The sequence below is a fragment of the Streptomyces sp. YPW6 genome (assembly GCF_018866325.1).
GTDB lineage: Bacteria > Actinomycetota > Actinomycetes > Streptomycetales > Streptomycetaceae > Streptomyces.
Map to the genome: position 1 here is coordinate 6,575,776 of NZ_CP076457.1, position 22,968 is coordinate 6,598,743.

The 22,968-nt window shown below is 73.6% G+C and carries 20 protein-coding genes and 1 pseudogene; 14 read left to right on the plus strand and 7 right to left on the minus strand.

Annotated elements, in window-relative coordinates; all coding sequences use genetic code 11:
• Nucleotides 1-27 precede the first annotated feature (27 nt).
• The 7 genes from rplT (at nucleotide 28) to KME66_RS28885 (ending at nucleotide 8,982) form a co-directional block, all read left to right on the plus strand.
• Entirely contained in the window at nucleotides 28-411 is a 384-nt protein-coding gene (gene rplT / locus KME66_RS28855) for a 50S ribosomal protein L20 (protein ID WP_018103794.1), read from the plus strand.
• Between the two features lie 186 nt (nucleotides 412-597).
• Nucleotides 598-1,443, plus strand: coding sequence for an RNA methyltransferase (locus KME66_RS28860; protein ID WP_073222190.1), 846 nt, complete (start codon nucleotides 598-600; stop codon nucleotides 1,441-1,443).
• 174 nt (nucleotides 1,444-1,617) lie between these two features.
• Nucleotides 1,618-2,775: an ATP-binding protein gene (locus tag KME66_RS28865; RefSeq protein ID WP_216327624.1), complete on the plus strand. Its 1,158-nt coding sequence runs from the start codon at nucleotides 1,618-1,620 to the stop codon at nucleotides 2,773-2,775.
• A gap of 116 nt (nucleotides 2,776-2,891) precedes the next feature.
• Nucleotides 2,892-4,031, plus strand: a complete 1,140-nt coding sequence (pheS, locus tag KME66_RS28870) for a phenylalanine--tRNA ligase subunit alpha (RefSeq protein ID WP_216327634.1) — start codon at nucleotides 2,892-2,894, stop codon at nucleotides 4,029-4,031.
• Entirely contained in the window at nucleotides 4,031-6,583 is a 2,553-nt protein-coding gene (gene pheT, locus KME66_RS28875) for a phenylalanine--tRNA ligase subunit beta (RefSeq protein ID WP_216327637.1), read from the plus strand. Before pheS ends, pheT begins: the two co-directional genes overlap by 1 nt.
• 424 nt (nucleotides 6,584-7,007) lie before the next feature.
• Nucleotides 7,008-8,366, plus strand: a complete 1,359-nt coding sequence (locus KME66_RS28880) for a transcriptional regulator (protein WP_216327640.1) — start codon at nucleotides 7,008-7,010, stop codon at nucleotides 8,364-8,366.
• An 85-nt stretch (nucleotides 8,367-8,451) separates the two neighbouring features.
• The gene (locus tag KME66_RS28885) at nucleotides 8,452-8,982 is read left to right on the plus strand and encodes an NUDIX domain-containing protein (protein ID WP_073222203.1); all 531 of its coding nucleotides are present in this window, start codon (nucleotides 8,452-8,454) and stop codon (nucleotides 8,980-8,982) included.
• Nucleotides 8,983-9,201: 219 nt separating this feature from the next.
• On the opposite strand, the gene KME66_RS28890 is transcribed toward KME66_RS28885, so the two are convergent.
• The gene (locus KME66_RS28890) at nucleotides 9,202-10,062 is read right to left on the minus strand and encodes a 3-hydroxybutyryl-CoA dehydrogenase (protein WP_069744329.1); all 861 of its coding nucleotides are present in this window, start codon (nucleotides 10,060-10,062) and stop codon (nucleotides 9,202-9,204) included.
• 201 nt (nucleotides 10,063-10,263) lie between these two features.
• Between KME66_RS28890 and KME66_RS28895 the strand changes: the two genes are divergently transcribed.
• A complete protein-coding gene (locus KME66_RS28895) occupies nucleotides 10,264-11,568 on the plus strand; it encodes a glycoside hydrolase family 10 protein (RefSeq protein WP_216327642.1) in 1,305 nt (434 codons plus the stop codon).
• 102 nt (nucleotides 11,569-11,670) lie between these two features.
• On the opposite strand, the gene KME66_RS28900 is transcribed toward KME66_RS28895, so the two are convergent.
• Both KME66_RS28900 and KME66_RS28905 read right to left on the minus strand, forming a co-directional pair.
• Nucleotides 11,671-11,880 (minus strand): DUF1918 domain-containing protein, encoded by a 210-nt coding sequence (locus tag KME66_RS28900; protein ID WP_216327645.1) that lies wholly within the window; start codon nucleotides 11,878-11,880, stop codon nucleotides 11,671-11,673.
• A gap of 47 nt (nucleotides 11,881-11,927) precedes the next feature.
• Complete coding sequence (locus KME66_RS28905; protein ID WP_216327647.1) at nucleotides 11,928-13,058, minus strand: DMT family transporter; 1,131 nt, start codon at nucleotides 13,056-13,058, stop codon at nucleotides 11,928-11,930.
• Here KME66_RS28905 and KME66_RS28910 point away from each other — a divergent pair.
• The 4 genes from KME66_RS28910 to KME66_RS28925 all read left to right on the plus strand — a co-directional run bounded on the left by KME66_RS28910 (nucleotide 13,057) and on the right by KME66_RS28925 (nucleotide 17,147).
• Entirely contained in the window at nucleotides 13,057-14,511 is a 1,455-nt protein-coding gene (locus KME66_RS28910) for a PLP-dependent aminotransferase family protein (RefSeq protein WP_216327650.1), read from the plus strand. The two genes, KME66_RS28905 and KME66_RS28910, sit on opposite strands and share 2 nt — an antisense overlap.
• 61 nt (nucleotides 14,512-14,572) lie before the next feature.
• The gene (locus tag KME66_RS28915) at nucleotides 14,573-15,151 is read left to right on the plus strand and encodes a histidine phosphatase family protein (RefSeq protein ID WP_216327653.1); all 579 of its coding nucleotides are present in this window, start codon (nucleotides 14,573-14,575) and stop codon (nucleotides 15,149-15,151) included.
• Between the two features lie 253 nt (nucleotides 15,152-15,404).
• Nucleotides 15,405-16,574 carry a serine hydrolase domain-containing protein gene (locus KME66_RS28920; RefSeq protein ID WP_216327656.1) on the plus strand — a complete coding sequence of 390 codons (1,170 nt, stop codon included), beginning with the start codon at nucleotides 15,405-15,407 and terminating at the stop codon, nucleotides 16,572-16,574.
• 75 nt (nucleotides 16,575-16,649) lie between these two features.
• The gene (locus tag KME66_RS28925) at nucleotides 16,650-17,147 is read left to right on the plus strand and encodes a peptidylprolyl isomerase (RefSeq protein WP_030712369.1); all 498 of its coding nucleotides are present in this window, start codon (nucleotides 16,650-16,652) and stop codon (nucleotides 17,145-17,147) included.
• Between the two features lie 200 nt (nucleotides 17,148-17,347).
• Here the strand turns inward: KME66_RS28925 and KME66_RS28930 are convergent, their stop codons facing one another.
• Nucleotides 17,348-17,749, minus strand: a complete 402-nt coding sequence (locus KME66_RS28930) for a DUF5997 family protein (protein ID WP_216327660.1) — start codon at nucleotides 17,747-17,749, stop codon at nucleotides 17,348-17,350.
• Nucleotides 17,750-17,807: 58 nt separating this feature from the next.
• Here KME66_RS28930 and KME66_RS28935 point away from each other — a divergent pair, with 58 nt between their 5' ends.
• Nucleotides 17,808-18,584, plus strand: a complete 777-nt coding sequence (locus KME66_RS28935; protein ID WP_216327663.1) for a LysR family substrate-binding domain-containing protein — start codon at nucleotides 17,808-17,810, stop codon at nucleotides 18,582-18,584.
• Between the two features lie 436 nt (nucleotides 18,585-19,020).
• On the plus strand, nucleotides 19,021-20,412 hold the full coding sequence (locus KME66_RS28940) for a hypothetical protein (RefSeq protein WP_216327665.1): 1,392 nt from the start codon (nucleotides 19,021-19,023) through the stop codon (nucleotides 20,410-20,412).
• Here the strand turns inward: KME66_RS28940 and KME66_RS28945 are convergent.
• The 3 genes and pseudogenes from KME66_RS28945 to KME66_RS28955 all read right to left on the minus strand — a co-directional run bounded on the left by KME66_RS28945 (nucleotide 20,323) and on the right by KME66_RS28955 (nucleotide 22,878).
• The gene (locus KME66_RS28945; protein ID WP_216327667.1) at nucleotides 20,323-21,321 is read right to left on the minus strand and encodes a MerR family transcriptional regulator; all 999 of its coding nucleotides are present in this window, start codon (nucleotides 21,319-21,321) and stop codon (nucleotides 20,323-20,325) included. The genes KME66_RS28940 and KME66_RS28945 overlap by 90 nt on opposite strands.
• A 216-nt stretch (nucleotides 21,322-21,537) precedes the next feature.
• Nucleotides 21,538-22,197 (minus strand): annotated as a pseudogene (locus KME66_RS28950) (HEAT repeat domain-containing protein); the annotation flags it as partial.
• Nucleotides 22,198-22,272: 75 nt separating this feature from the next.
• Nucleotides 22,273-22,878, minus strand: coding sequence for a GPP34 family phosphoprotein (locus KME66_RS28955; protein ID WP_216327670.1), 606 nt, complete (start codon nucleotides 22,876-22,878; stop codon nucleotides 22,273-22,275).
• Nucleotides 22,879-22,968 lie beyond the last annotated feature (90 nt).

Here is a 22,968-nt window from a genome sequence, read left to right on the forward strand (position 1 = left end):
CACGGCCCCGCTACAAGGAGTTAACAAGTGGCACGCGTCAAGCGGGCAGTCAACGCCCACAAGAAGCGCCGGGCGATTCTCGAGCAGGCCAGCGGTTACCGCGGTCAGCGTTCGCGCCTGTACCGCAAGGCCAAGGAGCAGGTCACCCACTCCCTGGTCTACAACTACAACGACCGCAAGAAGCGCAAGGGCGACTTCCGTCAGCTGTGGATCCAGCGCATCAACGCCGCTGCCCGCCAGAACGGCATGACGTACAACCGCCTCATCCAGGGTCTGAAGGCCGCCAACATCGAGGTGGACCGCAAGATCCTGGCCGAGCTCGCGGTCAACGACGCCAACGCGTTCGCCGCCCTCGTCGAGGTCGCCCAGAAGGCCCTCCCGAGCGACGTCAACGCCCCGAAGGCCGCCTGATCCAGGCACCCCCTTCCAGGTAGGTACGTGAACCGGACCCGCAGGCGCACGCCGTCTGCGGGTCCGGTGCGTTGCCCCCGCGCAGGGCCTTCCGTCCGGACCGCGGCCGGGACCACGCCGCGATCCGCCGGACACCCTCCGAACCCACCCCGCCACAGCCGTACGCAGAGAGGCTCGCCGCCGACCATGGGCACCCCCGAACTGATCTCCCCGCGCTCCCCGCGCGTCGCCGCCGCCCGCCGGCTGGCCCGCCGCAACTTCCGGGGCAAGGAGCGCAGGTTCATCGCCGAGGGGCCCCAGGCCGTGCGCGAGGCCGCCGCCCACCGGGGCGGCGACGGTGAGCCGACCCTCATCGAACTCTTCGCCACCCCCGAGGCCGCCGACCGGTACGCCGACATCGTCGAGGCCGCCCACACGGCGGGCGCCCGGGTCCACCTCGCCGACGCCGACGTCCTCGCCGACGTCTCCCAGACCGTCACCCCGCAGGGCCTCATCGGCGTCTGCCGCTTCCTGGACTCCCCCTTCCAGGAGATCCTGGACGCCCGGCCCACCCTGGTGGCCGTTCTGGCCAACGTCCGCGACCCCGGGAACGCCGGTACGGTCCTGCGCTGCGCGGACGCCGCGGGCGCGGACGCGGTGATCCTCACCGACGCCTCCGTGGACCTCTACAACCCCAAGTCCGTACGGGCCTCGGTCGGTTCGCTCTTCCACCTCCCCGTCGCCGTCGGCGTCCCCGTCGACCAGGCCGTCCAGGGCCTGCGCGACACCGGGGTGCGGATCCTCGCCGCCGACGGGGCCGGGACCGACGATCTGGACGACGAGCTGGACGCGGGCACCATGGGCGGCCCCACCGCCTGGGTCTTCGGCAACGAAGCCTGGGGGCTTCCCGAGGAGACCCGGGCGCTCGCCGACGCCGTCGTCCGCGTCCCCATCCACGGCAAGGCGGAGAGCCTCAACCTCGCCACCGCGGCCGCCGTCTGCCTCTACGCCTCCGCCCGCGCGCAGCGTCCGCGGCGCGCCCCCGGCGCGTAGCGCGAGCGCCGTCCTCACGGCCCGTCAGCACCCGGTCCCGGCCAATCCCGCGCCCCCTTCCACCGGCGCACTCCCCTCCGCGCCCCCACAGGGTGTCGCCGGTTCGCCGACGGCTAGTAGGGTGACGAACTCGGGGGCCCACTGCACCTGTTCGAGAGGTGGGGATACGGGAAGATGGCTGTCGGCATGAGCTCGCCGCGACCGGCGCGCACCACCGCCGTGCGCACCGCGGCCGAGGCGCCGGCCGGTCCTGGGGCCGGTCCGGACGGCCTCGTCGGCGGCCTCGACCCGGACGACCTTCCCGACGGTCTCGTCGTCGCCGACGAGCGCGGACACGTCGTCTGCTTCAACACCGCCGCCGCCCGGATCACCGCCACCTCCCGCGCCGACGCGATCGGCCGTCCACTGGACGCCGTCCTTCCGCTGGAGGACCTCAAGGGGAAGCGCTGGTGGCCGCTGACCGATCCGTACGGCGGTCTCGCCACCCGCAACGGCCAGCCGGAGCGCAATCTGCTGCTGCCCGGCGGCCGTGAGGTGCTGGTCTCCGCCCGCTACGTCCGCGAGCACCCGACCGGTTCGGTCCGCCGGGTCGTGGTCTGCCTGCGGGGGACCGAGGCCCGTCGGCGTACCGAACGCAGCCACGCCGAGCTGATCGCCACCGTCGCCCACGAGCTGCGCTCCCCGCTGACCTCCGTCAAAGGGTTCACCGCCACGCTGCTCGCCAAGTGGGAGCGGTTCACAGACGACCAGAAGCGGCTCATGCTGGAGACCGTCGACGCCGACGCCGGCCGGGTCACCCGGCTCATCGCCGAACTGCTAGACATCTCCCGCATCGACTCCGGACGCCTGGAGCTGCGCCGCCAGCCCGTCGACATCTCCGCCGCCGTGGCCCGGCACATCCAGGCGCTCATCACCGGCGGACAGGCCGCCGAGCGCTTCCTCGTCCGCACCCGCGGACCGCTGCCCGACCTGTGGGCCGACCCGGACAAGGTCGACCAGGTCCTCGGCAACCTCCTGGAAAACGCGGTGCGCCACGGCGAGGGAACCGTCACCATTGAGATCGCCCCGGCACCCGCGCCGGGCGCCGACGACGAGACGGGAACGGCTGTCACCGTGAGCGACGAAGGCCCCGGCATCCCCGAGGAGTCGATGAGCCGCGTCTTCACCCGTTTCTGGCGGGGCAGCAAGCGCGGCGGCACGGGCCTGGGCCTCTACATCGTCAAGGGCATCGTCGAGGCCCACGGCGGCACCATCACCGTCGACCGGGGGCCCGGCGGCGGAGCCGAGTTCCGATTTATTCTGCCCGTGAGCATGCCCGCCTACCTGGCGTGAGCGGCCCACGGGCGCCCCGACCGTCCTGCGGCCTTTAGACTCGACCTTTGGCACCTTTGCGTCCTCCAGTCGTCGAGCGGGGTCGCGCCATCAGCCAATCGGAAGCACGGGAAGAGATGTCGGCACCGAACAAGTCGTACGACCCAGTCGAGGTCGAGGCACTGAAACCGGAAGAGATCGAGCGCCTGCGGGACGAGGCGTTCGCCGCCTTCGCCGCCGCCGGTGACCTCGACGCGCTCGCCCAGGCGAAGACCGCGCACACCGGAGGTACCTCGCCGCTGTCCCTCGCCAACCGCGAGATCGGCGCCCTGCCCCCGCAGGCCAAGGCCGAGGCGGGCAAGCGCGTGGGCCGGGCCCGCGGCGCCGTCTCCAAGGCACTGGCCGCCCGCCAGGCCGAGCTGGAGGCCGAGCGCGACGCCCGGGTGCTCGTCGAGGAGGCCGTGGACGTCACGCTGCCCTACGACCGCACCCCGGCCGGCGCCCGCCACCCGCTGACGACGATCATGGAGCGCGTCGCGGACGTCTTCGTGGCCATGGGCTACGAGATCGCCGAGGGCCCCGAGGTCGAGGCGGAGTGGTTCAACTTCGACGCCCTGAACTTCGTGCCCGACCACCCGGCGCGCCAGATGCAGGACACCTTCTTCGTCCAGGGCACCACGCCCGACGGCAAGGCCACCGAGGGTGACGAGTCCGGCGTCGTGCTGCGAACGCACACCTCCCCGGTCCAGGCCCGCTCGCTCCTGGAGCGCAAGCCCCCCGTCTACGTGGTCTGCCCCGGCCGGGTCTACCGCACCGACGAGCTGGACGCCACGCACACCCCGGTCTTCCACCAGATCGAGCTGCTCGCCGTCGACGAGGGCCTGACCATGGCCGACCTCAAGGGCACCCTCGACCACATGGTCCAGGCGCTCTTCGGGCCGGACATGAAGACCCGGCTGCGGCCGAACTTCTTCCCGTTCACCGAGCCGTCCGCCGAGATGGACATGGTCTGCTACGTCTGCCGCGGCGAGTCCGTCGGCAACCCCGACCGCCCCTGCCGCACCTGCGGCAGCGAGGGCTGGATCGAGCTGGGCGGCTGCGGCATGGTCAACCCCAGGGTGCTCACCGCCTGCGGTGTGGACCCCCAGAAGTACAGCGGATTCGCCTTCGGGTTCGGCATCGAACGGATGCTGATGTTCCGCCACAACGTCGAAGACATGCGAGACATGGTCGAGGGTGACGTCCGGTTCACCCGGCCGTTCGGGATGGAGATCTGATGCGCGTCCCGCTTTCCTGGCTGCGGGAGTACGTCGACCTGCCGGAGACGGAGACCGGCCGTGACGTACAGGCCAAGCTCGTCTCCGTCGGCCTGGAGGTCGAGACCGTCGAGCAGATCGGCGCGGGCCTCAAGGGCCCCCTGGTCGTCGGACAGGTCCTGACCATCGAGGAGCTGGAGGGGTTCAAGAAGCCCATCCGCTTCTGCACCGTCGACGTCGGCACCGCCAACGGCACCGGCGAGCCGCAGGAGATCGTCTGCGGCGCCCGTAACTTCTCCGTCGGCGACAAGGTCGTCGTGGTCCTCCCGGGCGCGGTCCTGCCCGGCGACTTCGCGATCGCCGCCCGCAAGACGTACGGCAAGACCTCGCACGGCATGATCTGCTCCACCGACGAGCTCGGCATGGGCGACGACGGCACACACGGCATCATCGTGCTGCCGCCGGAGCACGAGGCCGGCACCGACGCGATCGAGCTGCTCCAGCTCGTCGACGAGGTCCTCGACATCGCCGTCACCCCGGACCGGGGCTACTGCCTGTCCCTGCGCGGGGTCGCCCGCGAGACCGCGACGGCCTACGGGCTGCCGCTGCGCGACCCGGCGCTGCTGGACGTGCCCGCGCCGAACGCGTACGGCTACCCGGTCCAGATCAGCGACCCGATCGGCTGCGACCGCTTCACCGCGCGCACCGTCACCGGCCTCCAGCCCGAGGCCCGCTCCCCGATCTGGATGCAGCGCCGCCTCCAGAAGGCCGGGATGCGCCCGATCTCGCTGGCCGTCGACGTCACCAACTACGTGATGCTGGAGCTCGGCCAGCCGCTGCACGCCTACGACCGCAACCGGGTCGACGGGCCGATCGGCGTGCGCCGCGCCACCCAGGGCGAGAAGCTCACCACGCTGGACGGCACCGTCCGCGTGCTGGACGCCGAGGACCTGGTCATCACCGACAACCGCGGCCCCATCGGGCTCGCGGGCGTCATGGGCGGCGCCAACACCGAGATTGCCGACGCGGACGGCGAGCACGCCCTCACCACCGAGGTCGTCATCGAGGCCGCGCACTTCGACGCGATCTCGATCGCCCGCACCGCGCGCCGCCACAAGCTGTCCTCCGAGGCGTCCAAGCGCTTCGAGCGCGGCGTCGACCCGGAGGCCGCCGCAGCAGCGGCGCAGCGCACGGTGGACCTGCTGGTCCTCCTCGCGGGCGGCACCGCCGAGGCCGGGGTCACCGAGATCACCTCGCCGCACGCGCCGCGCACCATCGCGATGCCGGCGAACCACCCGGACCAGGTGGCCGGTGTGGCGTACGGCCGTGAGACCGTCGTCCGCCGCCTCCAGCAGGTCGGCTGCGACGTCTACGGGCAGGACGAGCTGATCGTCACCGTCCCGTCCTGGCGGCCCGACCTGAACGAGCCGAACGACCTCGCCGAAGAGGTCATCCGGCTGGAGGGCTACGAGAACCTGCCCTCCACGCTGCCCATGCCCCCCTCCGGGCGGGGTCTCACCGACCGGCAGCGGCTGCACCGCCGCATCGGCCGGGTGCTGGCCGGAGCCGGTTACGTCGAGGCGCTCAGCTACCCGTTCATCGGCGACGCGGTCCTCGACCAGCTCGGCCTGGAGGCGGACGACGCCCGCCGCCGCACGGTCAAGCTGGTCAACCCGCTCTCCGACGAGGAGCCGGCGCTGCGCACCACGCTGCTGCCGGGCCTCCTCGGCGCACTGCGCCGCAACGACGGCCGTGGCAGCCACGACCTGGCGCTCTTCGAGACGGGCCTGGTCTTCCTTCCCCAAGCTCTCAGCTCCGTTCGAGCAGGGGAGGCCCCAGCCACGGGTCAGGAGACGCAGGCGGTCCGGCTGCCCGTCGACCGCCGCCCCACCGACGAGGAGATCGCCGGACTGGACGCGGCCCTGCCGCGTCAGCCGCGCCGCGCCGCCGTCGTCCTCGCGGGCGCCCGCGAGCAGGCCGGCTGGTGGGGCAAGGGCACCCCGGCGACCTGGGCGGACGCCGTCGAGGCGGCCCGCCTGATCGCCGCGGAGGCCGGTGTCGAGGTCATCGTCCGCGCCGACCAGCACGCCCCGTGGCACCCGGGCCGCTGCGCCGCGCTGTACGTCAACGTGAACGGCGAGGAGACCCTCTTCGGACACGCGGGCGAACTGCACCCGCGGGTGATCAAGGCGCTCCACCTGCCCGAGCGGACCTGCGCCGCCGAGGTGGAGCTGGACGTCCTGGAGAAGGCCGTCGACGGCGCGCTCCAGGCGCCCCGGATCTCCACCTTCCCGGTGGCGACCCAGGACGTCGCGCTCGTCGTCGCCGGGGATGTCCCGGCCGCCGACGTGGAGGCGGCACTGCGCGAGGGCGCCGGTGAGCTGCTCGAATCGCTGCGCCTGTTCGACGTCTTCACCGGCGAGCAGATCGGCGGGGGCAACAAGTCCCTGGCGTACGCGCTGCGCTTCCGCGCCGCCGACCGCACGCTGACCGTCGAGGAGGCCTCGGCCGCCCGCGACAGCGCGGTGGCCCTGGCCGCCGAGCGTACGGGCGCGGTGCTGCGCGGGGCGTGACCCGCAGGCGCCGCGGCGTCGAGAAGGGGCGTGTCCGGCCACCGGACACGCCCCTTCTTCCTGTCCCGCCGGGCGGCGGGGGACCGCACGCGGACCTCGGCGCGGGAACCGGGAGGAAGCGCGGTTCCGTGCCGCCGTTTCCGCAGCCACCCTCCTTCGTCGTCGGTCAGTGGGCCGTGCGGTCCGTGCGCCGCCCGCACCGCCTCGGAGTGTCGGGCAGGTAGCGGTGCGGACGGCGCGGGTGCGGGTCGTGGGCCGTTACGAGGGGGAGCCGACGACCCGGCCGCCTCTTGCGAGGGAGTTCATTCAACCGAGCCCCGGACCCGCGCGGCAGAGCGCACAGCAGGAGGGTTCGGGCATTCCGTTCACACCCCGTGTGAATCGTGCTCCACTAGGCTCATCGCGACACGCACCTGGGGGGACGATGGAGCCCAATGTCCTGCTCGAAGCCTTGATCGAGGAGTCCGGTGTCTCCCGGGCGGGCCTCGCCGGTCACGTCAACCGGGAGGGCCGGGCCCGCGGGCTGAACCTGCGGTACGAACACACCGCCGTGTCCCGCTGGCTCAAGGGCCAGCGCCCGCGCGGCCAGGTGCCGGACCTCATCTGCGAGGTGCTGGCCGGACGGCTGGGCAGGCCCGTCGGGCTCGACGACATCGGGATGGGCACCTCGGCCGCGTCCGCGGGGGCCGACACCGGCACCGGCACCGCGAGTGCCTCCCTCTGCGGCTTCGTCGAGCGGGCCACCGCGCTCTGGCGCTCCGACGAACAGCAGCGCCCGCATCTGGCCGCCGTCCCCGCCGTCACGGGGACGTCGGCGGTGATGCCGGTCTGGGAGTGGGAGAACCCGCCGGAGGACACCGACGTCTCCCGTCCCGGTCCCGGCCGGGTGAGCCCCGCCGACATAGCGATGCTGAAGGCGGCCCGGGACCACTACGAGCAGATGTACCGCAAGACGGGCGGCATCGCGACCAGGTCCCGGATCGTCCGCTTCCTCAACGCGGAGGCCGCCCCGCTGCTGCGCGGCGGCCACAGCGACGCGCTCGGCCGGAGGCTGCACCGGGCGACGGCGGGACTGGTGGCGGTGGCGGGCATCTGCGCCTACGACTCCGACGCCCACGGGCTCGCCCAGCGCTACTTCCACCAGGCGCTGCGGCTCGCCAAGTCCAGCGGGGACCGGGGACTCGGGGGCTATGTGATCGCCCTGCTGGTCACCCAGTCGCTGTTCCTCGGCGACCACCGCCGCTCCATCGCCTTCGCCGAGGCCGCGCTGCGGGCCGCCGGCGGTCACATCACCCCGGCCCTCGCCGCCGATCTGCACGCCATGCAGGCCAAGGCGTACGCCCGGCTCGGCGACGCGGCGAGCGCCCGTGCCTGCATCGGGCGGGCCGAGGCCCAGGCGGGCCGGATCCACAGCGGACGGGAGCCGGACGAGACCGGGTACGTCCAGCCGGGCCTGGTCGACGTCCAGGTGGCCGAGGCGCTGATCGGGCTCGGTGACCTGCCCGCCGCCCGGGAGCACGCGGCCTCCGCGGTGCGCGCCCCGGCGCACGACCGGGGGCGCGTGCACCGGCTCGCGATGCTCAGCCATATCGAGCTGCTCCAGGGCGAGGCCGACCGCGCGGCCGGTACAGCCGCCGAAATGGCCGTACGGGCCCGGGGCATGGAGTCGCAGCGGCTGCGCGACCGGCTGCGGCAGGTCCGGCGCGAACTGGCCGCGAGCGGCTGCGCCGACGCCGTGGGGACCGCCGGTCTCATCGACGAGGCGCTCCGCGTGCCTCTGTGAGCTCCGCCGACGCCCCGCCGTTCGTTCCCTCGGCAGCCGAGCCTGCTGACATGTTGACCCCAACATGTCGAAAGGCGGCAGAACCGTGCAGTGGACGAACTTAAGCGAACAGAATGTGTATCAGAACCCGTGGTTCCGGGTGAACCTGGCGGATGTCGAACTCCCCGACGGCAGCCACCTCGACCACTTCGTCATCCGGCTGCGCCCCGTCGCGGCCGCCACCGTCGTCAACGAGGCCAACGAGGTGCTGCTGCTCTGGCGGCACCGGTTCATCACCGACAGCTGGGGGTGGGAGCTGGCCGCGGGCGTCGTCGAGGACGGCGAGGACATTGCGGCCGCGGCGGCCCGCGAGATGGAGGAGGAGACCGGCTGGCGCCCCGGCGAGCTGCGCCCCCTGCTCACCGTGGAACCGTCGAACGGCCTCACCGACGCCCGCCACCACCTCTACTGGTCCGACGAGGCGCACTGGACCGGCCACCCGCAGGACTCCTTCGAGTCGTCGCGCCGCGAGTGGATACCCCTCAAGGTGGTCCCGGACATGATCGCCCGGGGCGAGGTGCCCGCCGCGAACATGGCGGCCGCGCTGCTGATGCTGCACCACCTGAGACTGGGCTGACCCGGTCTCCGCAGCCGAGACCCCGCACACGCGCGGAGCCGGCCCCGGGGTGACCGGGACCGGCTCCCGCACGTGCCGGGCGAGGGCGCGAGACGTTCCGGGCGATGCGGACGTGTCCTCCGGCCGGCCGGGAGATCCGCGGCTCCGGGCAACGCGGAGCCGCGCACCGGGCGGCGCGAAGGCAGGCTCCGGTCGACGCCGGGGGACGTCCCGGGTGAATCAGGCGTACGGGTAGAATCCCGACCCCGTCTTGCGCCCCAGCCGGCCCGCGTCGACCATGCGCTGGAGCAGCGGGGGAGCGGCGTACAGCGGTTCCTTGTACTCGGCGTACATCGAGTCCGCGACCGAGGCCACGGTGTCCAGGCCGATCAGGTCGGCCAGCTTGAGCGGACCCATCGGGTGGGCGCAGCCCATCTCCATGCCGTTGTCGATGTCCTCGCGGCTGGCGATGCCCGACTCGAACATCCGGATCGCGGAGAGCAGGTACGGGATCAGCAGCGCGTTCACGACGAAGCCGGACCGGTCCTGGGCGCGGATCGGGTGCTTGCCGAGCACGTCCTGCACCACGGCCTCGGCGCGCTTGATCGTCTCGTCCGACGTGGTCAGCGCGGGGATGAGCTCGACGAGCTTCTGCACCGGTGCCGGGTTGAAGAAGTGGATGCCGATGACCTGGTCCGGGCGCGAGGTGGCGACCGCCAGCTTCACCAGCGGGATCGAGGAGGTGTTGGAGGCCAGGATCGCGTCCTGCCGGGTCACCACCTGGTCCAGCACCTGGAAGATCTCCGTCTTGACCTGCTCGTTCTCCACGACGGCCTCGATGACGAGATCGCGGTCGGCGAACTCCCCGAGGTCGGTGGTGAAGCTCAGCCGGCCGAGGGTCTCGTCCCGCTCCTCCGCGGTGATCTTGCCGCGCTCGGCGGCCTTCGAGAGGGAGTTGTGCAGGCGGGTGCGGCCGATCTCCAGCGCTTCGCCGGTGGTCTCGGCGACCTTCACTTCGAGGCCGCTGCGCGCGCACACCTCCGCGATACCTGCGCCCATCTGGCCACAGCCCACCACTCCGACGCGTGCAATGTCGGCCATAAGGTCCGTCACCTCGTGCCTTTCGCTGTTCTCCGTATCGCAGGGTCCCGTGTGATTCCGGTGCCCGCCCCGACCCCACGACGTTACTCCGAGGGCCGACGCGAGCGTCCCGCGGGTCATGACGGCTACGGATGGGCATCATGCGGTTACGTGGAGACATCGGAGTCGGATGCGGGACACGGCGGAGAGAGGTGGGCCGGGATGCGGCGCACGGGTGTGGCGAGAAGGGCGTTCGTCCTGAGCGCGGCCGGGCTGCTGGCGGCGATGACGACCGCCGGTGACGCGGTCGCCTCGCCGTCGGGACGGCGCAAGGGCGGCGGGCTTCCGTGGGCGGCGGGCGAGGTGCGCGGCATGTGGATCGCCACCGTCGCCAACATCGACTGGCCCTCGAAGCCGGGCCTCACCGCGGCGAAGCAGGAGGCCGAGCTGTTCGCCCACCTGGACCGGGCGGTGGAGCTGCGGCTCAACACGGTGGTGCTGCAGGTCCGGCCGACCGCCGACGCCCTGTGGCCCTCGCCGTACGAGCCGTGGGCCGAGTGCCTCACCGGCACCCAGGGCGAGGACCCGGGCTGGGACCCGCTCGGCACGGCGGTGCGGGCGGCGCACGACCGGAGCCTGGAACTGCACGCCTGGTTCAACCCGTACCGCGTGGCGAACCACACGGACCCGTCACGCCTGACCGCCTCCCACCCGGCCCGGCTCAACCCGGGCTGGACCGTGCCGTACGGCGGGAAGCTCTACTACAACCCCGGGCTGCCGGAGGTCCGCCGCTTCGTCCAGGACGCGATGCTCGACGCCGTACGCCGCTACGACATCGACGCCGTGCACTGGGACGACTACTTCTACCCCTATCCGGTGGCCGGCCAGGCCTTCGACGACGACGCCGCCTTCGAGCGGTACGGCGGCGGCTTCGCCGGCCGGGCGGCCTGGCGGCGCGACAACATCGACCGGCTCGTGCGGGAGACGGGGGAGCGGATCCGGGCGGTGAAGCCGCACATCCGCTTCGGCATCAGCCCCTTCGCGGTCTGGCGCAACAAGGAGACCGACCCGCGGGGGTCGGACACGCGGGCCGGCGTGCAGACGTACGACGACCTGTACGCCGACACCCGCAAGTGGGTCGAGGAGGGGTGGATCGACTACATCTGCCCGCAGATCTACTGGCACATCGGCCAGAAGGCCGCCGACTACGCGAAGGTCCTCGCCTGGTGGAGCGCCACCGTACGGGGGACGGGCGTCGAGCTGTACGTGGGCGAGGCGCTCTACAAGGCGGGCGACCCCGCCCAGGCCGACGCCTGGCAGGACCCGGCGGAACTCTCCCGCCACCTCACCCTCGCCCGGGAGTACGAGGAGGCGGGCGGCCATGTCTTCTTCTCCGGGAGGAGCGTGATGGCGGACCGGATCGGCGCCATGCGGCGCGTGGTGGCCGACCACTACCCGGACCGGGTCCGGCTCTACCCGAACCGGGTCCGCGCCCGTGCCCGCCGTCGGGGCCGGTCCGCCGGCTGACCCCTCCGGGCCGCTGCGCGGGCGGGCGTGGTGCGGCGGCGGGCGCGTGCCCGCCGCCGCCGGGGCCGGAGCCCTTCCCTGCGGTCACCGGCCCCGGCGCCGCTACCGTGCCCGCTCGTCCCTCGACGCCTCCCGGTGCTGGACGACGCTGTCGGGGCCCGGTGACATCAGGTGTTCGTGGCCGTCGTCGAAGCGGAGCCGGTACGGGGGAGCGCCCCCGTCACCGAGCACCTCGATGATCTCGGCGACCCGGTCGTGCTGTCCCACGGTCCTGCCGTGCATCAGCAGCCGGTCGCCCGCGTGTGCCTCCATCGGGAGCGACCTCCTCACAGGGGGAGACGGTGTCCGTTCCGACCAGTCTATGACCGTGCGGGCCGGGATTCTCCTCCTGAGCGAACGGTCCGGGACCGTGCCCCCGCGCGCCGGCCGGCCCGCTGGGTGGCGGCGATGCAGACGAGTACGGCCACCGCCGCGACCGGGGCCGCCACCGAGAGCTCCTCGCCGAGCAGGAGGAAGGACCACCCGAGCGTCAGCAGCGGCTGGGCGAGCTGGAGCTGACTGGCGCGGGCCACCCCGATCGCCGCCATCCCCCGATACCAGACGTACAGGCCGAGGAAGGCCGATCCGGCGGCGACCCAGACCAGCCCGAGGACGCCGTGGGTGTTCAGGCGTACCGGTTCGAGCGGCAGGGCCACCAGGCTGCCCGCCACCGCCAGCGGCAGGCACAGGACCAGAGCCCAGCCGATCACCTGCCACCCCGGCATCACCCGGGCCAGCCGGCCGCCCTCGGTGTATCCCGCCGCGCAGACCAGCAGCGCGCCGAACAGATACAGGTCTCCGGTGGTCAGGGCTCCGCCGCTCTGCTGCACGGTGAAGGCGATCACCACGGCCGCCCCGGCGAGCGCCGCGACCCAGAACAGCCGTGAGGGCCGTTCACCGGTGCGCAGGGATCCCAGCACCGCCGTGGTCAGCGGCAGCAGGCCCACCACCACGGCCGCGTGCGAGGTGGTGGAGGTCTGGAGGGCCAGTGTCGTCAGCAGCGGGAAGCCCACCACCGTCCCGCCCCCGACCACCGCGAGCCCGCCCCAGTGACGGCGCGCGGGCAGGGGTACGCGGGCGGCCAGCAGGACACCGCCCGCGATCAGGGCGGCGAGCACACTGCGCAGCGCCACCAGGGACCAGGGGCCGAAACTCTCCAGGCCCCAGGCCGTGGCCGGGAAGGTGAGCGAGAACGCGACGACGCCGAGCCCGGCGAGCACGGTGCCGCTCCGGTCGGCGGAGGAGCCGGACGAAGAACCGGGCGGGGAAGGGGACGCGGGGCCGGCCGAGGAGCCGGCCGGCGGTCCCGGCGGCGGGCCGCTCGCCGCCCGGGTGGTTCCGGTTGCCGTCGACGGCCCCGCCCCGGGGGCCGCCGAAGCGGGGTGCGCGGTGGCCGACGGACCGGCGACCGCTATCGCTGCGGACGGGGTAGCGCTATCCTGTGCTCTCATGCAAGAGCGTAGCAGCGTTACCGAACTGGTCACTTCCCTGCGGGCCGAGCTGAACCGCTACTCTCCCGGTGGAAAGCTGCCGTCCAGCCGTGCGCTCGTCGAACGGTTCCGGGTCAGCCCCGTCACCGTGTCCCGCGCCATCGCCCAGCTCGCCGCCGAGGGGCTCGTCACGACCCGCCCCGGCTCCGGCGCGTTCCGGGCGGAGCCCCGCGCCGCGTTGCCCGCCCCGGGGGACACCTCCTGGCAGGAGGTGTCGCTGAGCGGCGACGGCGGGCCCGAGGTGGTGCCCCGTACGGTCGACGCCTCCGGGGTGCTGGTCACCCTCGCCGCCCCACCGCCCGGCGTCATCGAGTTCAACGGCGGATACCTCCACGCCTCGCTCCAGCCCGAGCGGGCGCTCTCCGCCGCCCTGGCCCGCGCGGGCCGCCGGCCGGGCGCCTGGAGCCGCCCCCCGACGGACGGGCTGCCCGAGCTGCGGTCCTGGTTCGCCCGCGAGATCGGCCCCGCCGTGAGCGCCGCCGACGTCCTGATCACCGCAGGCGGCCAGGGCGCCCTGGCCACCGCCCTGCGGGCCCTCGCCCCGCCGGGCGCCCCGGTCCTCGTGGAGTCGCCGACCTACCCGGGGATGCTCGCCGCCGCCCGCGCCACCGGACTGCGCCCCGTCCCCGTGCCGATGGACGCCGACGGGGTCCGCCCCGAGCTGCTCGCCGACGCGTTCCGTGCCACCGGCGCCCGGGTCTTCGTCGCCCAGCCGCTCTTCCAGAACCCCACCGGGGCCACCCTCGCCCCCGCCCGCCGCCCCGAGGTCCTGGCCATCGCGCGGGCGGCCGGGGCGTTCGTGGTCGAGGACGACTTCGCCCGCAGGCTCGTCCACGACGACTCGGGGCCGCTGCCCGCGCCCCTGGCCGCCGACGATCCGGACGGGACCGTCGTCCACGTCTGCTCCCTGACCAAGGTCACCTCGCCCAGCCTCCGGGTCGGCGCCCTGGCCGCCCGCGGCCCCGTGCTGGAGCGCCTGCGGGCTATCCAGGTCGTCGACAGCTTCTTCGTGCCCCGGCCGCTCCAGGAAGCCGCCCTGGAACTCGTCGGCTCCCCGTCCTGGGGCCGTCACCTGACCGCCGTCGCCGCCGATCTGGGGCGTCGCCGTACGGCCATGACGGCCGCCCTCGGCAGCGAGCTGCCGGAACTCGCGCTGCCGCACATCCCGGCGGGCGGCGGCAGCCTCTGGCTCCGCCTCCCGGGCGGCGGTGCGGGGGCGGGCGCCGCCGAGCCGGCCGTCGTCTCCGCCGCGCTGCGCGCCTCGGTCGCCATCGCCCCCGGACGCCCCTTCTTCTGCGCCGAACCCCCGGCCGGCCACGTCCGCCTGAGCTTCGCCGGGGTCTCCGGAGCGGCCGAGATCGCGGAGGGCGTCCGCCGTCTCCGTACCGCGTTCGACGGGCTTCGGGACGGCTGAACGGGACGCCCGGGGCACCAGCCCTCTTGACCAAACAGGCGTTCGGCACCACGATCCCGCCATGACGCTTCGGGTCTCCCTGGTCGCAGCGGCGCGCAGTTCCTCCCGGCTGGCCGAACGCTTCGACGACGACCGGCCGCTCGACCAGGCCGGCTGGCACGAGGTGCAGCTCGTCGCGCACACCCTCGTCCCGCTCGGCGCCGCCGAGCTGCGCTACTGTTCGCCCACCCCGCGCAGCCGCGCCACCGGGGACGCCCTCGGCTTCGCTCCGATGGCGCAACCGGCCCTGCGTGACTGGGAGATGGGCCGCTGGCGGGGGATGACCCTGGGCGAGGTCACCGCCCGGGAACCAGCGGCCGTGGACCACTGGCTCGCCGACCCGCGCAGCGCCCCGCACGGCGGAGAGTCGATGCTCGGCTTCATCGGGCGCGTGGGCGGCTGGCTGGACACCCGCCCCGCCGACGACGCCCTCGTCGTCGCGGTGGCCGAACCCGCCGTGATCCGGGCGGCCCTCGTCTACGCCCTGAACGCCCCGCCCGCGACGTACTGGAACGTCGATGTCCGCCCCTTGTCGACGATCACCCTGACCGGCCTGCCGGGACGCTGGAGCCTGAGCCTGGAGGCGTCGGGCATCCGCTGATCCGGTCGAGGGGCAGCGCGGGCTGCGCCGTTCCCCGGGAAGCCGCTTCCTTCCGTCTCGCCGTACCCGGGGCGCCACCGCTTCCCGCCGTCCCGTTCCCCGGGCGCTCCTGCTCGCCGTCTTCCCGTCTTCCCGGCTTTCGGGCTTCCCGTCTCCCGGGGCTCGGCCCCTTCCCTCCGGTCCGACCAGTCGGTACGTTGCGCGGGGCGGCCGGTTGCGCCGCCGGAACCGCGCCCGCGACGAGGGAGGCTCCGTGCCGCAGATCCACGGCCACTGCGACGACCGGTTCGCCGGTGTCCGCGACGCCTTCGAGGAGAACTTCACCGAGCGCGGCGAACTGGGGGCCGCGGTGACCGTCCTGGTCGACGGCGCAACGGTGGTGGACCTCTGGGGCGGCTGGGCCGATGCGGCACGCACCCGCCCCTGGGAACGGGACACCCTGGTCAACGTCTGGTCCACCGGCAAGGGCCCGGCCGCGCTCTGCGCCCACCTCCTGGCCGACCGAGGACTGCTCGACCTCGACGCCCCGGTCGCCGACCACTGGCCGGAGTTCGCCGCGAACGGCAAGGAGTCCGTCCTCGTACGCCACCTCCTCTCGCACCGCTCCGGAGTGGCCGGCCCCGACACCCCGCTCACGCTGGAGGAGCTGTACGACTGGGAGACGGCCTGCGCCCGGCTCGCCGCCACCACCCCCTGGTGGGAGCCGGGGACCCGCTCCGGCTACCACGCGATCAGCTACGGCTTCCTCGTCGGCGAAGTCGTCCGCCGGATCACCGGACTGCGGCCCGGGGAGTTCCTCCGGCAGGAGATCACCGGACCGCTGGGCATCGACTTCGGCTTCGGCCTCCCGGAGAGCGAGACGCACCGGCTGGCCGAACTCGTCCAGGAACGCCCCGACCGGGCGGCCCAGGCGGCCCTCCTGGACCGGATGACCCCGGTGGCCGTCGCCTCCCTGCTCAATCCGCCGACCGGCCGGGCCGTCGCCAACACGCCCGCCTGGCGCGCCGCGGAGATCCCCGCCGCCAACGGCCACGGCACCGCGCGGGCCGTCGCCGCTCTCTACGGGATCCTGGCCGGACGCGGCAGCCTCGACGGCCGCCGGGTCCTCTCCGAGAAGGCGGCCACCCGCGCCGGAGAAGGGCAGGGGGCCTGCCGCGACCTCGTCCTCGGCGACGGCTTCCGGCACGAGACGGAGATCGCCCTCGGCTTCTGGCTGAGCGGCGACAACCGCTCCTACGGCCCCGACCCGAGGGCGCTGGGACACGACGGCGCGGGCGGTTCCTGCGGACTGGCCGACCCGGACGCCTCCATCGCCCTCGGGTACGTGATGAACCGGATGGGCTCCCGGCTCGCCGACGACCCGCGCAAGACGGCCCTGGTGAACGCCGTGTACGCGGCCCACGGGTCAGCCGCCGGAGGGTGAGCGGAATCCGGACATCCGACGTGCCGACCCAACCCGGGTTTCACCTGCGGTTGCCAGGAATGTGAGGATGTCACCATGACAACCAAGGTCTACTTCGACATCACCATCGACGACGCCCCCGCGGGGCGGATCACGTTCAACCTGTTCGACGACGTCGTCCCGAAGACGACGGAGAACTTCCGCGCGCTGGCCACCGGCGAGAAGGGCTTCGGCTACGCCGGCTCGTCCTTCCACCGCGTCATCACGGACTTCATGCTCCAGGGCGGTGACTTCACCCGCGGCGACGGCACCGGCGGCAAGAGCATCTACGGCGAGAAGTTCGCCGACGAGAACTTCAAGCTCAAGCACGACCGCGTGGGCCTGCTCTCGATGGCCAACGCCGGCCCGAACACCAACGGTTCGCAGTTCTTCATCACCACGGTGCTCACCCCGTGGCTGGACGGCAAGCACGTCGTGTTCGGCGAGGTCGCCGACGAGGACAGCATGAAGCTGGTCCGCAAGATCGAGGCGCTCGGCTCCGGCAGCGGCCGCACCAGCGCGAAGGTCACCATCGCCGAGTCCGGCGTTCTCTGACCGCACCGGTACCCGACGACCGATCCGGTACCCGACGGGCCCGTGGCCGGGCCGCGCCTGCGACGTACGCGTCGGCGGGGCGGACCGGCCACGGGCCCGTGGCGGTACTGAGGTGAACCGCGGCGCGTCACCGCGAGGCGGCCGCCGGCGGCATCACGGAAGAGCCGGACCTCACGCGCTGACCGCGGGCCGGGCCCCGCTCACCGCTGCTCGCCGGAGCGCGCGGCCCGCTCGGCGTTGCGCTCCTTGATGCGCGCGGCCTCCTTGCGCACCTCGGCCTGCGTGGCACGCTCCTTCCGGAGCCACTCGGGCATCTCGTCCTTCAGCGCGTCGATCTGCTCCGTCGTGAGCGGCTCGGTGACCCCACCGCGGGCGAGCCCGGCGATGGAGACGCCGAGCTTCGCGGCGACGACCGGGCGGGGGTGCGGACCGGTGCGGCGCAGCTCGACCAGCCACGCGGGCGGGTCGGTCTGGAGGGCGTTGAGCTCGGTGCGGGAGACGGCACCCTCCTGGAACTCGGCGGGCGTGGCCTGGAGGTACACACCCAGCTTCTTCGCCGCCGTGGCGGGCTTCATGGTCTGGGCGGTCTTGTGCGACGTCATGGGTCCAGGGTATCGACCATGGGACAAACCTCCGACCACCGACCGGTAGCCTGGTTCCGTGACAGGCTCGGACATCCCCTCATCCTTCCGGCTCGCGTACGTCCCCGGCGTGACGCCCACCAAGTGGGTGAGGATCTGGCAGGAGCGGCTGCCCGGCACCCCCCTGGAGCTCGTCCAGGCCACCGCCGCCGACGCCCCCGGGCTGCTGGCGGACGGCGGGGCCGACGCCGGTCTCGTACGGCTGCCGGTCGACCGGGACGTGTTGGCCGCGATCCCCCTCTACACCGAGACGACCGTCGTGGTGCTCCCCAAGGACCACGTGGCGACCGCCGCCGAGGAGGTGTCGCTCGCGGAGCTGGCCGACGAGATCGTGCTGCATCCGCTGGACGACGTCCTCGGCTGGGAGACGCTGCCCGGCCGTCCCGCCGTCGAGCGCCCGGCCACCACGGCGGACGCGATCGAGCTGGTCGCGGCAGGGGTGGGCGTCCTCCTCGTCCCGCAGTCCCTGGCCCGGCTGCACCACCGCAAGGACCTCACCTACCGCCCGGTCCCGGAATCCCCCGCGTCACGCGTCGCCCTGTCGTGGCCCCAGGCGGAGGAGGCTCCCGACCTGGTGGAGGAGTTCATCGGGATCGTCCGGGGCCGCACCGTCAACAGCACCCGGGGCCGCGCGGCCACTGCGCAGCGCCCCACGGCCAAGGCCAAGGAGAAGGCCCAGGGCAAGCGGGCCGGTACGGTCGGCGGCCGGAACAAGCCCGCGGCGGGAAGGAAGCCCTCACCGGGCGGCCGGGGCGGCGGCCAGAGCGGCAAGCGCAAGAAGCCGCGCGGCCGGTAGGGCACGCCGGAGCCGTCGGGACCGGCAGGCCCGCCGCCTCTCGGAGCCGCGCCGATTCCTGGCGTCGCGCCGATTTCCGGTCCTGCGCCGATTCCCGGCGTCGCGCCGATTTCCGCTTCTGCGCCGATTCCTGGATCTGGGCCGACTCCCGGAGCCGCGCCGATTCCGGAGCCGCGTCGACTCCCGACTCCCGGCACCTGCGTCGCGGGCACGCGTGTCTCGGGCACCCGCGGACTTCCGGTACGCGCGTGCGGAAGCCCGTACCGACTTCCGGTACGCGTGTTCGGAAGCCCGTACCGACTTCCCCACACGCGTACCGGAATCGCGCCGTGTCCCCGAATCCGCCCCACCCGCTCGCAAAGCGCCCCGGAACGCCACCCTGCGCCGGTTCTCTCGTTGATGAGGCGACCGCCGTACGCAGGGGAGCGCCCGACCGATGCCGAACATCCGCAGAGAACAGCACCTGGGCCTCATCGGGGTGCTGCTCATCGCCCTCGCCTTCACCGGACTCCAGCTGACGGCGGTCACCGGCCGGGCCTCGCCCGACACGAAGAACTACCTCTCCTACGCCCTCAGCCTCAGCGGCGAGAGCCGTGAGGAGGCGGGCCGGAGGGCCATCGCGTACTCCTGCGACAGCGCGCAGCACGCGCCCCTGCCCACCATCCCGTGGACCAGCAGGAGGGGCGCGGGGGAGTCGGAGGAGCAGTGCGTGCGCCGGTTGAACGACTCGGTCGCGTACTGGTCCGGCCACGGCAACACGTCCGGGATGACCGCGCCGTTCGCCAACCGGCGGTTCATGGCCATCTTCGAGGCCAGGCCGGGGTATCCGCTGTTCCTGGTCCCCTTCACCGCCGCTTTCGGTGTCACGTGGGGTCTGTGGCTGGCGGGACTCGCCGTCGCGCTCGCGGGAAGTGTCTGTGTCCTGCTCACCCTCCGCGCGGCGGGCGCTTCCCGGCGCGCCGGCCTGGCCGGGCAGGCCCTGTATCTCGCCCTGCCCACCGGCACCGTCGCCATGAACCCCCTGAGCGACGGGCTCTCGCTGGCGCTGGGCACGGTGGTCGTCCTCGGCTGTGTCCTGCTCCTGCGGGACCGGCCCCGTACGGACGGGAGATCGGGTACCCGTACGGGCCCGTGGCCGGTGGTCCGGGCGGCCGCCGCGGGACCCCGCACGGGCGCGGCGCTCGTCGCGGGCGGCCTCGCCCTGATGTTCCTCGTCCGCTACTCGCAGGCTCTCCTGCTGGCGGCCGCGCTCGCGGGAGTCTTCCTCGCCCGGTCCGGGTGGCTCCGGCTGAAGCGGCGGCGGTTCGCGTGCGACCTCCGGACGGCCGGACTCTGCGCCGGCCTGACGGTCTGCGTCTACGCCGGGGCGCACCTGCTGTCCTGGCCGATGGGCCAGGACAGCGCCCAGGACCTGCTGACCCACCACTACCAGCGCCCCGATCTGCCCAACCCCTGGCCCGATTTCTTCATGCAGGAGGGGGTCTTCTGGTCGGCGTGGCTGCGGCGCCAGGTCACGTATCCCGTGCTTCCCGTCCTGCTCGCGCTCTCGGCCAGGGCGATGCTGAGGCGGCGTTCCGTGGTGCTGCCCGTCGCGCTGGCGGCAGGTGTGGCGGGCCTCCTGAACCAGGCGGGCCACCCGAATACGGCCCAGCTCCTCGGCTACCGCCTCATCGTGTTCGTCTGGCTGCTTCCCGCCCTGGTGATCCCGCTCCTGCTGGACCGGCCGTCCCGGGGGACCTCACCCGTCGCCGCGCAGCCGGAGGAGGTAGGCGGCGGTCAGCGCGACGGCCGGGTCGGCGTCGCCCAGCAGTTCCGTGAGGGCACCTGAGGCCGTGGCACCGGGGATGCCGGCCAGCGCCTGGGTCAGCCGCCCACGCGCGGGCGGCCCACTGGCCTCGTCGCGGATGCGGTCGGCGAGGAGGGCGGCGATCCCGTCCGCCGCCGCGTCGTCACCGGCCAGCACGCTCAGCACGTCCGCCGCTTCGGTGTCGTTTCGTCCCGCCACGATCATGTCGACCAGCACCGGCGTCGCGGCGGTCTCCCCCTGGGCCCCGAGCGCCAGGGCCGCGCGGCTCCGCACCACGGCGTCGCAACTCGCGAGGGCGTCCCGGAGCAGTGCGGATGCCTCGGCGCCGGGCAGCCCCGCGAGGGACCGGACGGCACGTTCCCGCACCGCCGCCACCGGGGAGGAGAGCCCCTCCGCGAGCAGGGCGGCACCCCCGCCACCCGATCGCGACAGGGCCCAGCGCAGGGCCCCGGCGACGTACGGGTCGCCCTCACCGAGCGCCGCCTCGGCCAGCGCCTCCACCGGGACCTCGTCGACCGAGGCGAGGGCCGCGCGCTGGCGGGTGCCGGCACTCGCGGACCCGAGGGCCCGCAGGAGCGCCAGGACCTGGAGGACATCCTCCCAGGCGGTCGGGTCCGCGGCGCGCACGCGGTCCAGCCGGGTGAGCAACTCGGTCTCCGCCGCGATGCGCTCGCGTGTCCGGAGAATCAGGTCGTCGACGAGTGCCGAGGGGGTGAAGCCGGGATCGTCGAGCGCCCGCCCGATCTCCCGCAGCGACAGCCCCACCGCCCGCAGGCTCTCGATATGGAAGATGCGCCGGACGTCCTCCCCGGAGTACTCCCGATAACCGGACCCGGTGCGGCCCGAGGGACGCACCAGACCGAGCGACTCGTAGTGCCGGAGCATGCGGGCGCTGACGCCTGACCGCCGGGCGACCTCACCGATCAACACGCGCTACGGCCCTTCCCCGTCACAGCTGCCGGAGCCGCCGGAGCCGCCGGAGTCGCCGGGGCTGCCCGATCCGCTGGGGTCGCCGGATCCGCCCGAGCCGCGGGGAGCGCCGGGGTCGCCGGGACCGCCCGAGCCGCGGGGAGCTCCGGGACCGCCCGAGCCGCCGGAGCCGCCCGAACCGTCGCGGTCGGCAAAGCCCCCGGAACCGCTGCCGGCCCCCGCCCCGCCCAGGGCCACGACGCGCTTCGCCTCCTCCAGGGCGAAGGCGAACCCGGTGTCCGGGGCGTGCCGCAGCCGCTCGGTGGCGAGCGCGTGCGCTCGTACGTCCGGATCGGGGGATCGCAGCGCGGAGTCCAGGGACGGCGTCACCGCGCCGCCCAGGTCGACCAGTGCCCGGCTGAGGCTCAGCCGGGTCTCCTGCTCCCCGCGCCCGAGCTGTGTCACCAGCACCGCCGCCAACGCGTCCTCCTCCCCTTCCGGTACGAGCACGACCGCAGCCCGCCAGGCGGTTCGTGCCACCTCGTCGTCGGCGTCGGTCAGGAGCGCCCGGGTGATCGCGGGCCACGCCCGCGGGTCCCCGACCTTGGACAGGGTGTGCAGCGCCTGGCTCCGCGCCCGCGAACGCTCCGAGCGGACTTCCCGGAGCAGCAGGGGCAGGGTGTCGGCGACCGGGTGCCGGGTGAGCGCCCAGGTCAGCATGTCGCGGACGAGGAACTCCTGTTCGACCGCGCACCGCTCGACCAGCGGGCCGACGAAGCGCGGGTCCGGTGTCGAGCCGAGCGTCAGGGCCGCGCTCAGCCGCACCGACGGACGCTCGTCGCCCAACGCGCGCAGCGCCCGTACTTCACCCGTCCCGTGTTGCCCCGTGACCGTCATCGAGACCACCTCCTCGGCGAGCAGTGAAGGGCTTGTCACCGTGTCAAGGTCAAACCGGGGGAGAGGGGTCCCGGCTCAGGGGCCGCGCCAGACGTTGGCGAAGGCGGTGTTCTCGATGGTCCGCCGCTGCCGTACGGCTTCCAGCTCCATCACCGCCTCATGGACGGTGGCGACCACCGTGGTCACCGTCTCGTCCCCGGGGCGGGGTTCGTCGTCGGACGGCTCGCTGCCGAGGCCCACGGCCGACGCGAGGGAGGCGAGGACGGGGTCTCCCTCGTCCCGGCGGGCCACGGCCCGGCGGCGGGCGGGCGTGTCCGTCAGCTCCACCTCCTTCGGGCCGAACGGCAACAGGCCGCTCCGCTTCCGCGTGAGCTCGCCGGCCTCCTCCAACGCGTCCTGGTAGGCGGCCGCGAGGTCCCGGCCCCTCCGCCACAGCCAGTCCTCGATCCGCTCGTAGGGCGGCTGCCGGGTGATCCCCGCGGCGGCCCCGGCCAGCAGCCGGTCGTCCGGCACCGGCGACCCGCCCGGTACGACGAGGTCGCCGTCCACGGTGATGGCCCCCGCGTCGAGGAGGTCGAGCAGTTCGGCACCGGCGAGGGCGAGCGACAGATCGCCCTGCCCCACGGTGTGTTCCGGTGCCGGGTCCATCGCGATGATGAACAGGTCTTTCGCCGTGGTCATGAACGGCTCCCCTCGAAGGCGTCGACGGAGGCATCGACGGAAGAACGGGACCTCACCGCCCGAGCCCGCCCGGCGAGGCGACTGCCAGGA

Bases quoted from the DNA above. Each gene is read 5' to 3' on its own strand.
- pheS (WP_216327634.1), top strand. From the start codon at position 2,892: ATGTCGGCACCGAACAAGTCGTACGACCCAGTCGAGGTCGAGGCACTG.
- pheT (WP_216327637.1), top strand. From the start codon at position 4,031: ATGCGCGTCCCGCTTTCCTGGCTGCGGGAGTACGTCGACCTGCCGGAG.
- KME66_RS28865 (WP_216327624.1), top strand. From the start codon at position 1,618: ATGGCTGTCGGCATGAGCTCGCCGCGACCGGCGCGCACCACCGCCGTG.
- KME66_RS28925 (WP_030712369.1), top strand. From the start codon at position 16,650: ATGACAACCAAGGTCTACTTCGACATCACCATCGACGACGCCCCCGCG.
- KME66_RS28860 (WP_073222190.1), top strand. From the start codon at position 598: ATGGGCACCCCCGAACTGATCTCCCCGCGCTCCCCGCGCGTCGCCGCC.
- KME66_RS28955 (WP_216327670.1), bottom strand. From the start codon at position 22,878: ATGACCACGGCGAAAGACCTGTTCATCATCGCGATGGACCCGGCACCG.
- KME66_RS28890 (WP_069744329.1), bottom strand. From the start codon at position 10,062: ATGGCCGACATTGCACGCGTCGGAGTGGTGGGCTGTGGCCAGATGGGC.
- KME66_RS28895 (WP_216327642.1), top strand. From the start codon at position 10,264: ATGCGGCGCACGGGTGTGGCGAGAAGGGCGTTCGTCCTGAGCGCGGCC.
- KME66_RS28880 (WP_216327640.1), top strand. From the start codon at position 7,008: ATGGAGCCCAATGTCCTGCTCGAAGCCTTGATCGAGGAGTCCGGTGTC.
- KME66_RS28905 (WP_216327647.1), bottom strand. From the start codon at position 13,058: ATGAGAGCACAGGATAGCGCTACCCCGTCCGCAGCGATAGCGGTCGCC.
- KME66_RS28930 (WP_216327660.1), bottom strand. From the start codon at position 17,749: ATGACGTCGCACAAGACCGCCCAGACCATGAAGCCCGCCACGGCGGCG.
- KME66_RS28910 (WP_216327650.1), top strand. From the start codon at position 13,057: ATGCAAGAGCGTAGCAGCGTTACCGAACTGGTCACTTCCCTGCGGGCC.
- KME66_RS28940 (WP_216327665.1), top strand. From the start codon at position 19,021: ATGCCGAACATCCGCAGAGAACAGCACCTGGGCCTCATCGGGGTGCTG.
- KME66_RS28915 (WP_216327653.1), top strand. From the start codon at position 14,573: ATGACGCTTCGGGTCTCCCTGGTCGCAGCGGCGCGCAGTTCCTCCCGG.
- KME66_RS28900 (WP_216327645.1), bottom strand. From the start codon at position 11,880: ATGGAGGCACACGCGGGCGACCGGCTGCTGATGCACGGCAGGACCGTG.